General features: G+C 69.9%; 10 protein-coding genes and 1 tRNA gene. 7 read left to right on the plus strand and 4 right to left on the minus strand.

From position 1 onward, the window contains the following. Window positions 1-40: 40 nt before the first annotated feature. The 3 genes from ACFYYH_RS24600 to ACFYYH_RS24610 form a co-directional block, all read right to left on the minus strand. Complete coding sequence (locus ACFYYH_RS24600; protein WP_388554844.1) at window positions 41-979, minus strand: J domain-containing protein; 939 nt, start codon at window positions 977-979, stop codon at window positions 41-43. Between the two features lie 50 nt (window positions 980-1,029). After that, window positions 1,030-2,523, minus strand: a complete 1,494-nt coding sequence (locus ACFYYH_RS24605) for a DUF2252 domain-containing protein (RefSeq protein ID WP_388554847.1) — start codon at window positions 2,521-2,523, stop codon at window positions 1,030-1,032. 266 nt (window positions 2,524-2,789) lie between these two features. Next, window positions 2,790-3,140, minus strand: coding sequence for a winged helix-turn-helix transcriptional regulator (locus ACFYYH_RS24610; protein WP_388554848.1), 351 nt, complete (start codon window positions 3,138-3,140; stop codon window positions 2,790-2,792). 127 nt (window positions 3,141-3,267) lie between these two features. Between ACFYYH_RS24610 and ACFYYH_RS24615 the strand changes: the two genes are divergently transcribed. Next, the gene (locus ACFYYH_RS24615; RefSeq protein ID WP_388554900.1) at window positions 3,268-3,882 is read left to right on the plus strand and encodes an FMN-dependent NADH-azoreductase; all 615 of its coding nucleotides are present in this window, start codon (window positions 3,268-3,270) and stop codon (window positions 3,880-3,882) included. 414 nt (window positions 3,883-4,296) lie between these two features. Here ACFYYH_RS24615 and ACFYYH_RS24620 read toward each other — a convergent pair. Beyond that, a tRNA-Leu gene (locus ACFYYH_RS24620) sits at window positions 4,297-4,383 on the minus strand. A 315-nt stretch (window positions 4,384-4,698) separates the two neighbouring features. Between ACFYYH_RS24620 and ACFYYH_RS24625 the strand changes: the two genes are divergently transcribed. The 6 genes from ACFYYH_RS24625 (at window position 4,699) to pknB (ending at window position 12,827) form a co-directional block, all read left to right on the plus strand. Then, entirely contained in the window at window positions 4,699-5,589 is an 891-nt protein-coding gene (locus ACFYYH_RS24625; protein ID WP_388554850.1) for an FhaA domain-containing protein, read from the plus strand. 10 nt (window positions 5,590-5,599) lie between these two features. Further along, window positions 5,600-6,115, plus strand: coding sequence for an FHA domain-containing protein (locus ACFYYH_RS24630; protein WP_388554852.1), 516 nt, complete (start codon window positions 5,600-5,602; stop codon window positions 6,113-6,115). Window positions 6,116-6,244: 129 nt separating this feature from the next. Then, window positions 6,245-7,756, plus strand: a complete 1,512-nt coding sequence (locus ACFYYH_RS24635) for a Stp1/IreP family PP2C-type Ser/Thr phosphatase (RefSeq protein ID WP_388554855.1) — start codon at window positions 6,245-6,247, stop codon at window positions 7,754-7,756. A 26-nt stretch (window positions 7,757-7,782) separates the two neighbouring features. Beyond that, window positions 7,783-9,201 (plus strand): FtsW/RodA/SpoVE family cell cycle protein, encoded by a 1,419-nt coding sequence (locus ACFYYH_RS24640; protein WP_388554857.1) that lies wholly within the window; start codon window positions 7,783-7,785, stop codon window positions 9,199-9,201. Then, window positions 9,198-10,664, plus strand: a complete 1,467-nt coding sequence (locus ACFYYH_RS24645; protein ID WP_388554859.1) for a peptidoglycan D,D-transpeptidase FtsI family protein — start codon at window positions 9,198-9,200, stop codon at window positions 10,662-10,664. The genes ACFYYH_RS24640 and ACFYYH_RS24645 overlap by 4 nt, the downstream gene beginning before the upstream one ends. A 168-nt stretch (window positions 10,665-10,832) precedes the next feature. Next, window positions 10,833-12,827, plus strand: coding sequence for a Stk1 family PASTA domain-containing Ser/Thr kinase (pknB, locus tag ACFYYH_RS24650; protein WP_388554862.1), 1,995 nt, complete (start codon window positions 10,833-10,835; stop codon window positions 12,825-12,827). Window positions 12,828-12,973 lie beyond the last annotated feature (146 nt).

A 12,973-nucleotide genomic window follows, 5' to 3' on the forward strand; every position in this document is an offset into this window, starting at 1 on the left:
TCTCTCGTACGGGGACGGGGACCGTGAGCCTGCCAAAAACCTACTGCACCAGCCTGGCGAGCTCCGTCTCACGCCCGGAGACCTCCGCGAGCAACTGCTCGGCGATCTCCTCCAGCAGCCGGTCCGGGTCGTCGGGCGCCATCCTGAGCATCGCGCCGATCGCGCTCTCCTCCAGCTCCTTGGCGACCAGCGTCAGCAGTTCCTTGCGCTGCGACAGCCACTCCAGCCGGGCGTACAGCTCCTCGCTCTCGCTCAGCGGCGGCGCCTTCGACGCGGGCCCCGCGGCCCACTCCTCGGCCAGCTCCCGCAGCACCGGCTCGTCCCCCAGCCCGTAGGCGGCGTTCACCCGGGTGAGGAACTCCTCACGCCGCGCGCGCTCGGTGTCGTCCCGCGCGAGATCCGGGTGGGCCCTGCGCACCAGATCGCGGTAGAGCTTGCGGGCCTCGTCGCTCGGCCGGACCCGCTTGGGGGGCCGTACGGACTGTTCCGTCAGCATCGCCGCCGCCTCGGGCGACAGACCGTCGGAGTCCATCCAGTCGTGGAACAGCTCCTCGACGCCGGGCATCGGCTGCACCAGCGCGCGGGCCTCCCGCGCCTTGCGCAGATCCTCCGGGTCGCCGCTCCTGGCCGCACGGGCCTCGGCGATCATCGCGTCCAGCTCGTCCAGTCGCGCGTACATGGGACCGAGCCGCTGGTGGTGCAGCCGGGAGAAGTTCTCCACCTCGATCCGGAAGGTCTCCAGCGCGATCTCGAACTCGATCAGCGCCTGCTCGGCGACGCGTACGGCCTTCTCCAGCCGCGCCTCGGGCCGGTCCGCCCCGGCGTCCCCGGCCCCCGCCGGGTCGGGTCCGGCCGACGGCTCTCCCGCCGTGTCGCTCCCGCCCGCCGCCAGCGCGGATTCCGTCGCATCCGGCACGTCTCGTACATCCCGTTCGTCGTCGTTACGGATCGTCGGCTCCCCAGGGGCGTCCTGTATCACCCGCCCAGCGTACGGGCGATCCGCCGGAGCCCTGGCCCCGTCCCCGGGCGTCACACGCCGAGCTCGGCCGCTATTCGCCCGTTCCTTATGGCCGTCAGCAGGTCGGCGTGGTCCGCCTCCGTGCGGTCCGCGTACGCCACGGCGAAGGCCGCCACGGCCGCGTCCAGCTCCTCGTTCTTGCCGCAGTAACCGGCGACCAGCCGCGGGTCCACGCTGTGCGCGTGCGCCCTGGCCAGCAGCGCGCCGGTCATGCGCGCGTAGTCGTCCATCTGGTCGGCGGGCAGCGCCGCCGGGTCGACACTCCCCTTGCGGTTCCTGAACTGCCGGACCTGGAAGGGCCTGCCCAGCACGGTCGTCCACCCCAGCAGATTGTCGCTCACCACCTGCATCCGCTTCTGTCCGAGCACCACCCGGCGCCCCTCGTGCGCCGCCTCGGGCTCCTCGAACCCGACGGCCGCGAGATGCGGCAGCAGGGCCGAGGCCCGCGCCTCCTTCACCTGGAGCACCAGCGGCTCGCCCCGGTGGTCGAGCAGCAGCACCACATACGACCGGGTCCCGACGCTTCCGGTGCCGACCACCCGGAACGCCACATCGTGGATCGCGTACCGCGCGAGCAGCGGCAGCCGGTCCTCGGGGAGCGTGCCGAGATACTCCTCCAGCGAGGCGGCCACCGCCCAGGCCTCCTCGTCGGACACCCGCCGCAGGACGGGCGGCGCGTCCACGAACCGCCGCCGCGAGGCCACGCCGACAGCCCCGCTCCCGTCGGGCACCGCCTCGGTCGACCTGGCCGCGAACCGCGCGCTCGTGTTGTTGCGCGCCTTCTCCGAGACCCGCTCCAGCGTGCCGACGAGATCACGCGCGTTCGCGTGCGAGACGAGTTCCTCGTCCGCGATCGCGTTCCAGGCGTCGAGCGCCGGAAGCTTCGCCAGCAGCCGCATCGTGCGCCGGTAGGCCCCCGTCGCGTCGTACGCCGCGCGCCGGCAGGTGTCCTCGTCCGCGCCCGCCGCCCGGCCCGCCAGCACCAGCGAGGTGGCGAGCCGCTTGACGTCCCACTCCCAGGGACCGAACACGGTCTCGTCGAAGTCGTTGAGATCGATGACGAGCCGGCCGCGCACGTCCCCGTACAGACCGAAGTTGGCCGCGTGCGCGTCACCGCAGATCTGCGCGCCGACCCCGGTGACCGGGGTGCCCACCAGATCCTGGGCCATCAGTCCGGCGGCGCCGCGCAGAAAGGCGAAGGGGGTGGCGGCCATCCGGCCGACCCTGAGCGGCGCCAGCTCGGGCACCCGGCCCCGGCTCGACTCCTCCACGGCCCGCACCGCGTCCGGCCGCCCCGCCGCGAACACGACGGAGTCGTGCGAGGACCGCGGCACCCTGGCCCGCAGCGACTTGCCCAGCTCCTTGGGCGTCCGCGCCCCGTCCGCCCCCCGCGCACCGGCCCCGGAGCCGGTGGTCCCGGCGCCGGTGGCCCCGTGCGTGGCGAAACCCGGCACCTCCGGGATACGCCCGCTCCCGGATGCCCCCGTCGACTCGACATCGCCCATGGCGTGCCGCCTCCCCCCGTACTCGCCGTGCCCGCCGTACCCGCGTGAGATCAACCGCATATGACGGTACCGCCGGGCCGCGACAGCCGTCTCCCCCTGTGGACAACTCCCGCAGCCGGCTTCCGCACCCGCCCCCACCAGGGCTTCGTCGGGAAGGAGACCGACGCCGGAGAACGAGAAGGCCGCCCCCGGAACAGGAACAGCAACAGGAACAGAGACAGGAACAGGAACAGGAAGCAGACAGCCGGACGCCGGGCGTCGCCGCGCTAGCAGCTGTCCTCGGGAATCTCCCGGAGATTCGACTCGGCCCACAGCCGCAGCTCCTTCAGCGCGGGCTCCATCGCCGCCCCCGCCTCGGTCAGCCGGTACGAGACCCGCAGCGGCGGTCCCTCGTCCACCTCACGCACGACCAGCCCCGCCCCGCCCAGCTCGGTCAGCCGGTCCGAGAGCATGCGCTCACTGATGCCGGGGACCGCCCGCCGCAGCTCCGCGAAGTAGGCCGGCCGCTCCATGAGCACGGAAATGATCGGCCCCGACCACCGCTTGCCGAGCAGCTCGAAGACCCGCGTGATGCTCACGTCGACCTTCTTGCACGCGTCCTCGCTGTGGTCCGCCATACGCACAGGGTACTGGTTTCCCGAACCGGGATGAAAAAAAGTAAGCGACTATGTTATCCATAGGTGCGTACGGAACTTCCGTACTCACCCATCCCGTATGGCACGCCACCCCCTCATGGAGAACGTCATGGCCACGCTTCTGCACATCGACTCCGCCGTCTTCCCCGAAGGCTCCGCGTCGCGCGACATCACCGCCACCTTCGTCAAGTCCTGGCTGGAGCAGCACCCGGAGGGCAAGGTCGTCTACCGCGATCTGGCCGCCACCCCGCTGCCGCACCTGGACATCGCCGCCGTGTCGGCGGGTCCGGAAGACGCCCTGCGCGCCGAACTGGCCGCCGAGCTGGCCGAGGCGGACGCCGTCCTCATAGGCGCGCCGATGTACAACTTCACGATCTCGTCCACGCTGAAGGCCTGGCTGGACCAGGTGATCATCGTCGGCCACAACGCGGGCCCCGACAGCACGGTGGGCAGCACCCCGTTCACGATCGTCGCCAGCCGCGGCGGCTCGTACGCGCCCGGCACCCCGCGTGAGGACTTCGAGTTCGTCCAGAACTATCTGGAGAAGGTGCTGACCGGGATGTTCGGCGCCACCGAGATCGACTTCATCGTTCCGGAGCTGACCCTCGCCCACTCCAAGCCGGAGATGGCCGAACTCATCCCGCTCGCCGACGCGTCCCGCACCAAGGCCCAGGAGGAGGCCACCCAGAAGGCCAAGGCCCTCGCCGCCCGCCACGCCGCCTGAGCGCCCGCGTGCGGGAGCCCGCACGCGGGGTCGCGCGGGACACGCGACACGCAGGAGGCCCGGCGGGTGACGACCCGCCGGGCCTCCCCCCGTTCACTTCCCGCCCCTACGACCCGCGTCCGCCCCGCTCCTCGCCCGTACGCCCCGCGCCTCGCCGCACGGCCCGCAGCTCGCCCGTACGCCCCGCACCCTGCCCGTACGCCCCGCGCCTCGCCGCACGGCGGCCCGCGCCTCGCCCGTACGGCCCGCGAAAAGTAATCCACCTCACACGTCACGGCCCCCGGCCACGGCGCGACGCCCACCGGCCTCCCCGCCCCGGCCCCGGACGCCCGGACCGGGAACCGCGGGCGGCCGCGGACCGCGCGGGCACAACGAAGAACCCCCGCTCCGGAGAGATCCGGAGCGGGGGTTCTGTGGTGCGCGAGGGGGGAGTTGAACCCCCACGCCCTTTCGGGCACTGGAACCTGAATCCAGCGCGTCTGCCTATTCCGCCACCCGCGCATTGGGTGTGCCGTCCGGTGCCTCACCTGCTGGTGTGCGCTCCTGGCGACATCGAGAAGATTAGCACGGTGGAGACGGTGGGTTCACATCCGTTTGTTTGGGGACCGCGGCCCTGGAACAGGGAACGAACAGGGGTCGCCCCCCACTCCTCCTGGGAGCACCCCGGGTGCGGGACACTGTCATGAGGCCGCCTCTACGATCCGTGTGAGAGGTGACACTCATCGACGGGGCAGACAAGGGGAACCAGCCGATTTCCCGACGCGTGGATACGATCAGTAAGCAGTACCAGGACGGCAACGACGGAGGAGGTGCCCCATGGGAGTCATGAAGCGTTTCGAACAGCGTCTCGAAGGTTTGGTCAACGGCACCTTCGCGAAGGTGTTCAAGTCCGAGGTCCAGCCCGTCGAGATCGCGGGTGCCCTCCAGCGCGAGTGCGACAACAACGCGACGATCTGGAATCGTGAACGGACCGTCGTCCCCAATGACTTCATCGTGGAGCTGAGCGCGCCCGACTACGAGCGCCTCAGCCCCTACTCCGGACAGCTCGGTGACGAACTGTCCGGGCTGGTCCGCGACTACGCGAAGCAGCAGCGCTACACCTTCATGGGCCCGATCAAGGTCCATCTGGAGAAGGCCGAGGATCTCGACACCGGTCTGTACCGGGTACGCAGCCGCACGCTGGCGTCGAGTACGTCACAGGCGCAGGCGCCCGCCGGGAGTCCCGGCGGATCCGGTCCGCTCGGCGGCCCCGGCGGCGGCTACCCGGGCTCCTCGGCACCCGCCTCGCCCGCGGGCCGCGCCCCCGGCGGCTACGGTTACCCGCCCACCGCCGCGCCCCCGATGCCGGCCGCGCCGCCGCCCGGCGGCCACGCGCCCGCCGCGGGCCGCGCCCCCGGGGCCGGTCCCGGCGCGCCGTCGCACGGCCAGGCGCGCCGGTGGATCGAGATCAACGGCACACGCCATCAGATCTCCCGCGCCACGCTCGTGCTGGGCCGCAGCACCGACGCCGACGTCCGGATCGACGACCCGGGCGTCTCACGCCGGCACTGCGAGATCCGGACCGGTACGCCCTCGACGATCCAGGACCTCGGGTCCACCAACGGCATCGTGGTAGACGGACAGCACACCACCCGCGCTACGCTCCGCGACGGCTCGCGGATCGTCGTGGGCAACACCACCATCGTTTACAGGCAAGCCGAAGGGTGAAGCGGGGGCAATGTCAGAGCTGACCCTGACGGTCATGCGGCTAGGTTTTCTGGCCGTTCTGTGGCTGTTCGTGATCGTGGCCGTCCAGGTCATCCGCAGCGATCTGTTCGGAACGCGCGTCACGCAGCGCGGCTCGCGCCGCAGCGGCGACGCCCGGCCGCAGCAGCAGGCCCGCCAGTCGGCGGCGCCGCCCCAGCAGCGCCAGCAGCAGGGGGGCAGGCAGCGCCGCGGCGCGCCCACCAAGCTGGTCGTCTCCGAGGGCAGTCTCACCGGTACCACCGTGGCCCTCCAGGGGCAGACCATCACCCTGGGCCGCGCGCACGACTCGACGATCGTGCTGGACGACGACTACGCGTCCAGCAGGCATGCCAGGATCTACCCCGACCGCGACGGCCAGTGGATCGTGGAGGACCTCGGGTCCACCAACGGCACGTATCTCGACCGGACCCGGCTCACGACACCGACACCGATCGCGCTGGGCGCTCCTATCCGCATCGGCAAGACCGTCATCGAGCTGCGGAAGTAGTACGACAATGAGCGAGCGGAGCGAGCGAGCCGCGACGGTCCGGACAGCGGACCGGAGCAGGCTCCCGACCGGAGGGTGGGCAGTGTGGCTCGAGACCGGCTGTACCCCGAGCCGACGGGCGAGGTGCGCATGAGTCTGTCTCTGCGCTTCGCCGCCGGATCGCACAAGGGCATGATCCGGGAGGGCAACGAGGACTCCGGCTACGCCGGACCCCGGCTGCTGGCCATCGCCGACGGCATGGGCGGCCAGGCCGCCGGTGAGGTCGCGTCCTCCGAGGTGATCTCCACCCTCGTCCAGCTCGACGACGACGTGCCGGGCTCCGACCTGCTCACCTCGCTCGGCACGGCGGTCCAGCGCGCCAACGACCAGCTCAGGGAGATGGTCGAGGAGGACCCCCAGCTCGAAGGCATGGGGACGACGCTCACCGCCCTCCTCTGGACCGGCCAGCGGCTCGGTCTGGTCCATGTCGGCGACTCGCGCGCCTATCTGCTCCGCGACGGCGTGCTGACCCAGATCACCCAGGACCACACCTGGGTGCAGCGGCTGGTCGACGAGGGCCGCATCACCGAGGAAGAGGCCACCACCCATCCGCAGCGCTCCCTGCTGATGCGCGCGCTGGGCAGCGGCGACCATGTCGAGCCGGATCTCTCCATCCGTGAGGTCCGCGCCGGCGACCGCTATCTGATCTGCTCCGACGGCCTCTCCGGCGTTGTCTCCCACCAGACGATGGAGGAGACCCTCGCGAGCTACCAGGGCCCGCAGGAGACCGTACAGGCGCTCATCCAGCTCGCGCTGCGCGGCGGCGGCCCCGACAACATCACCTGCATCGTGGCCGACGTCCTGGACGTGGAGTCCAACGACACCCTGGCCGGGCAGCTCAACGACACCCCGGTCGTCGTCGGCGCGGTCGCCGAGAACCAGCTCCCGCTGAGCTCCGCGGAGAACGCCGCCGCGATGCAGACCCCCGCGGGCCGCGCGGCCGGCCTCGGCCGCGCCGTACCCCCGCAGTCCGCGGGCGGCGGCTTCGGCCCGCCCGGCAGCGGCCAGGACGCCGACTACGGCGGCATGCCCCCCGAGGGGGGCCTCGGCGCGTACAGCGACGACGACTTCACCAAGCCGCGCGGCGGCCGCAAGTGGCTCAAGAGGTCCTTCTACTCCGTGCTCGCCCTGGCCGTCGTCGGCGGCGGTCTCTACGGCGGCTACCGCTGGACCCAGACCCAGTACTACGTGGGCGCCAACGCGGAGCATGTCGCGCTCTACCGGGGCATCAGCCAGGATCTGGCCTGGCTCTCCCTCTCGGAGATCGAGAGGGACCACCCCGAGATCGAACTCAAGTACCTCCCGCCCTACCAGCGCAAGCAGGTGGAGGCGACCATCGCCGAGGGCAGTCTCGCCAACGGCCGCAGCAAGATCCAGGAACTCGCCACCCAGGCGTCGGCCTGCAAGAAGGACGAGCAGCGCCGTCAGGCCGACCGCGAGGCCAATGTGGTCACCGGCGAAGGCCAGGCCGGCGGCACGACCGGTACGAACACCTCCGGCCGGACCACCACCATCAAGCCGAAAGCCGCGACTCCCACTCCGGGCCCCAGCCTCTCGGAGGAGGAGCAGAAAGTGGCCTCGAACTGCGGGAAGCAGCAGTAGTCGGCCGTAGGGGGCCTTTCACCACCATGAGCGTTGTCACCAACACGACCACCATCGGCGCGATCGAGGCACCGAGCCGCCGCAACACCGAGCTCGGGCTGCTCGCCTTCGCCGTCGTCATCCCGGTGTTCGCGTATCTGAACGTGGGGCTCGCCCTCGACGGCGAGGTACCGACCGGGATGCTCGGCTACGGGCTCGGCCTCGGCCTGCTCGCCGGTGTCGCCCATCTCGCGGTGCGCAAGTTCGCCCCGTACGCCGACCCGCTGCTGCTGCCGCTGGCCACCCTGCTCAACGGGCTGGGGCTGGTGCTGATCTGGCGGCTCGACCAGTCGCCGCGGCTGATCCGCCGTGCGGAGGCGCTCTTCGGCTCCTACAGCCCGGACGCGCCCAAGCAACTCCTGTACTCGGCCATCGCGATCGCGCTGTTCGTCGCCGTACTGGTGATCCTGAAGGATCACCGCATCCTCCAGCGCTACACCTACATCTCCATGGCCGTGGCTCTGGTGCTGCTGATCCTGCCGATGTTCTTCCCCGCCGTGAACGGCGCCAAGATCTGGATCAGCATCGGCGGCTTCACCATCCAGCCCGGTGAGTTCGCGAAGATCATCATCGCGGTCTTCTTCTCCGGTTATCTGATGGTGAAGCGCGATGCCCTGGCCCTCGCCAGCCGCCGTTTCATGGGCCTGTACCTGCCCCGCGGCCGTGACCTGGGCCCGATCCTCGCCATCTGGGCGATGTCGATCCTCATCCTGGTCTTCGAGACCGACCTCGGCACCTCGCTGCTGTTCTTCGGCCTCTTCGTGATCATGCTGTACGTCGCCACCGAGCGGACGAGCTGGATCGTCTTCGGTCTGCTGATGTCGGTGGCGGGAGCCGTCGGCGTCGCCTCCTTCGAACCGCACGTCCAGTCCCGCGTCAACGCCTGGCTCGACCCGTTCTCGTGCTACCAGACGGACCCCACCGGCGCCTGCCAGCAGATCGGTGACGCCCTGCTGTCCTTCGGCTCCGGCGGCACCCTCGGCACCGGACTCGGCCAGGGCAACTCCGACCTCATCGGCTTCGCCGCCAACGCCGACTTCATCCTCACCACGGTGGGCGAGGAGTTCGGCCTCGCCGGCACGATGGCGTTCCTGCTGATCTACGGGCTGATCGTGGAGCGGGGCGTACGGACCGCCCTCGCCGCCCGCGACCCCTTCGGCAAGCTCCTCGCCATCGGCCTCTCCGGAGCCTTCGCCATCCAGGTCTTCGTCGTGGCGGGCGGCGTCATGGGCCTCATCCCGCTGACCGGTATGACCATGCCGTTCGTCGCGTACGGCGGCTCCTCCGTGCTCGCCAACTGGGCGCTGATCGGCATCCTGATCCGGATCAGCGACACCGCGCGCCGGCCCGCGCCGGCCCCCGCCCCGTCACCCGACGCCGAGATGACCCAGGTGGTCCGACCGTGAACAAGCCCCTGCGACGCATCGCGATCTTCTGCGGGCTTCTCGTCCTCGCCCTGCTGATCCGGGACAACTGGCTCCAGTACGTCCGCGCGGACGAGCTGAACTCGCACGAGTTCAACCGCCGTGTGCTCATCGAGCGCTACAGCAACCAGCGCGGCAACATCATCGTCGACGGAAAGGCCATCACCGGCTCCGTCAAGACGGACGACAGCGACTTCGCCTACAAGCGCACCTACGTGGACGGCCCCATGTGGGCGCCCGTCACCGGCTACGCCTCCCAGGCCTTCGACGCCAACCAGATCGAGAAGCTCGAGGACGGCATACTCACCGGCAACGACGACCGGCTGTTCTTCGACCGCACGATGGCCATGTTCACGGGCAAGAAGAAGAAGGGCGGTGATGTCGTCACCACCCTCAGCGGCGCCGCCCAGAAGGCCGCCTACAAGGGCCTCGGGGACGCCAAGGGCGCCGTGGCGGCCCTCGACCCGCAGACGGGCAAGATCCTGGCGCTCGCGTCCACCCCCAGCTACGACCCGTCGACGTTCGCCGGCAACAGCGACAAGGACACCGAGGCCTGGGTCGCCCTGGACAAGAAGAACAACCCCGACGACCCGATGCAGAACCGGGCGCTGCGCGAGACCTACCCGCCCGGCTCCACCTTCAAGGTGGTCACCGCCGCCGCCGCGCTGGAGCACGGCAAGATCACGGACGTCGACGCGGAGACGGACTCGCCGCTGCCCTGGACCATGCCGGGGACGACCACCGATCTGCTGAACGAGGGCAACATCCCCTGCAAGAACGCCAGCCTGCGCGAGGCGCTGCGCTGGTCCTGCAACACCGTCTTCGGCAAGCTGGGCTCCGACCTCGGCAAGGACAAGATGCTGGAGACCGCGAAGAAGTTCGGTTTCAACGCCGAGCAGTTCACCCCGGTCCGCTCGAACGCGTCGTTCTTCCCCGAGGAGATGAACGCCTCGCAGACCGCGCTCTCCTCCATCGGCCAGTTCGACACCCGTACCACCCCGCTCCAGATGGCCATGGTCGCGGCGGCGGTCGCCAATGACGGCAAGCTGATGAAGCCGTACATGATCGACCAGTTGCGCGCCCCCAACCTGGACGTGCTCAGCAAGACCGAGCCCGAGGAGATGAGCCGCCCCCTCAGCCAGGAGCACGCGCAGATGCTCCAGAGCATGATGGAGACAGTCGTCAACGAGGGCACCGGCAAGAACGCCCAGATCCCGAATGTGACGGTCGGTGGCAAGACCGGTACCGCGCAGCACGGCGAGAACAACAGCAAGAACCCGTACGCGTGGTTCATCTCATACGCCAAGACGGACAGCGGCTCCCCCGTCGCCGTCGCGGTCGTCGTCGAGGACAGCAAGGCCAACCGCGACGACATCTCCGGTGGCGGTCTCGCCGCCCCTATCGCCAAGGCAGTGATGAAGGCGGTCATCGACAGCAGGAGGTGATGCCGGTCACGGCTCACGTCCATAAACGCACGTTGCGATACCGGTCGTATATCAGGTCACCGTTACGGGCCAATCACATACGGCGTGCCCGGTAGCGTAGGCGCGAACAGCACACCGCCGGACCACACACCGGTGCGGTCGGGACTGACGGAGAGGGCTGGAACAGTTATGGAAGAGCCGCGTCGCCTCGGCGGCCGGTACGAGCTGGGCTCGGTGCTCGGCCGTGGTGGCATGGCGGAGGTCTACCTCGCGCATGACACCCGGCTCGGCCGCACCGTCGCCGTGAAGACGCTGCGGGCCGATCTCGCCCGCGACCCGTCCTTCCAGGCCCGGTTCCGCCGAGAGGCCCAGTCGGCCGCCTCGCTCAACCACCCGGCGATCGTCGCGGTCTACGACACCGGCGAGGACTACGTCGACGGGGTCTCCATCCCGTACATCGTGATGGAGTACGTCGACGGTTCGACCCTGCGCGAGCTGCTGCACTCCGGACGGCGCCTGCTGCCCGAGCGCACGCTGGAGATGACCATCGGCATCCTCCAGGCGCTGGAGTACTCGCACCGCAACGGGATCGTCCACCGCGACATCAAGCCGGCCAACGTCATGCTGACGCGCACCGGCCAGGTCAAGGTGATGGACTTCGGCATCGCCCGCGCCATGGGCGACTCCGGTATGACGATGACCCAGACCTCCGCCGTCATCGGCACCGCCCAGTACCTCTCGCCCGAGCAGGCCAAGGGCGAGCAGGTCGACGCGCGCTCCGACCTCTACTCCACCGGCTGTCTGCTCTACGAACTGCTGACGGTCCGGCCGCCCTTCATCGGGGACTCCCCGGTCGCGGTCGCCTATCAGCACGTACGGGAAGAGCCGCAGACACCCAGCGTCTTCGACCCCGAGATCACGCCCGAGATGGACGCGATCGTGCTCAAGGCCCTCGTCAAGGACCCGGACTACCGCTACCAGTCCGCCGACGAGATGCGCGCCGACATCGAGGCCTGCCTGGACGGCCAGCCCGTCGCGGCCACGGCCGCCATGGGCTCGGTGGGCTACGGCGGCGGTTACGGCGGATACGACGGCCAGACGACCGCGCTGCGCCAGAACGACCCGGCCGGCCAGACGACGATGCTGCCGCCCATGAGCCCGGACGACGGCGGCGGTTACGGCGGATACGACGACCGCCCGGACCGGCGCCGGCAGAAGAAATCGAACACCTCGACGATACTGCTGGTCGCCGCGGGCGTCCTGGTGCTGATCGGCGCGATACTGATCGGCAAGGCGTTCTTCGGCAACGACGGCGGCACGAGCCAGGTGGCGGTCCCGCAGCTCATCGGCAAGCCGCTCAAGGAGGCCGAGTCGCTCGCGGCCAACGCGAGCGTGAAGATCGCCCAGTCGGGCTCGCAGCGGTGCGAGGTGCCCAAGGGCTCCATCTGCAGCCAGAACCCGGCCGAGGGCCGGATGAACCAGGGCGAGACCATCCAGGTCGTCGTCTCGGAGGGCGCGCCGCAGGTCAAGGTCCCGGACGTCACCCAGAAGGACGTGGACAACGCGACCTCCATACTGGAGCGCGACAAATTCAACGTCGAGACCGAGCAGGTCGAGTCGGACGAGGACCCGGGCACGGTCCTCGAACAGGACCCGGAAGGCGGTTCGAGGACCGAGAAGGGCGCCACGGTCACGCTGAAGATCGCGAAGACGACCCAGGTCACCGTCGCCCCGGTGGTCGGCGGACAGTTCGACGCGGCGAAGAACCAGCTCGAAGGCCTCGGCTTCGGCGTCGAACGCAACGACGTGGACTCGGACCAGCCCGCGGGTACGGTCATCAAGCAGGACCCGGAAGGCAACAGCAAGGCCGACAAGGGCGCCACGGTCACCCTGGACGTCTCCAAGGGCCCGCAGCAGCAGATGACCGCCGTACCCGACCTGCGCTTCAAGACGCTCGGCGAGGCCAAGCAGATCCTCCAGGGCTCCGGTCTGCAACTGGGCAACGTCCAGGGACCGAACGACGACAACGCGCGCGTTCTCGTCCAGGAGCAGCAGCCGGGACAGCAGGTGCCCACGAACACGGCGGTCAACGTCAGCACGGCCGACGGCCAGGGCAACAACGGCGGCAACAACGGCGGAGGATTCTTCGGCGGCCCGTCGGGCACCGGTCGCGAGGACGACTAGGACTTGTCCGGTCGATCATGTGACTGCTTCGTGTGCGGGTCGTTGGTGTGGGCATGGGGCGGGGTGATCTGAGTGATGCGGAGTGGGAACGGCTGCGGCCGTTCCTGCCGGTCGGTAACGGACGTTGTGGCCGGTGGCGGGATCAC

The organism is Streptomyces sp. NPDC002018 (assembly GCF_042890865.1).
Taxonomy (GTDB): domain Bacteria; phylum Actinomycetota; class Actinomycetes; order Streptomycetales; family Streptomycetaceae; genus Streptomyces.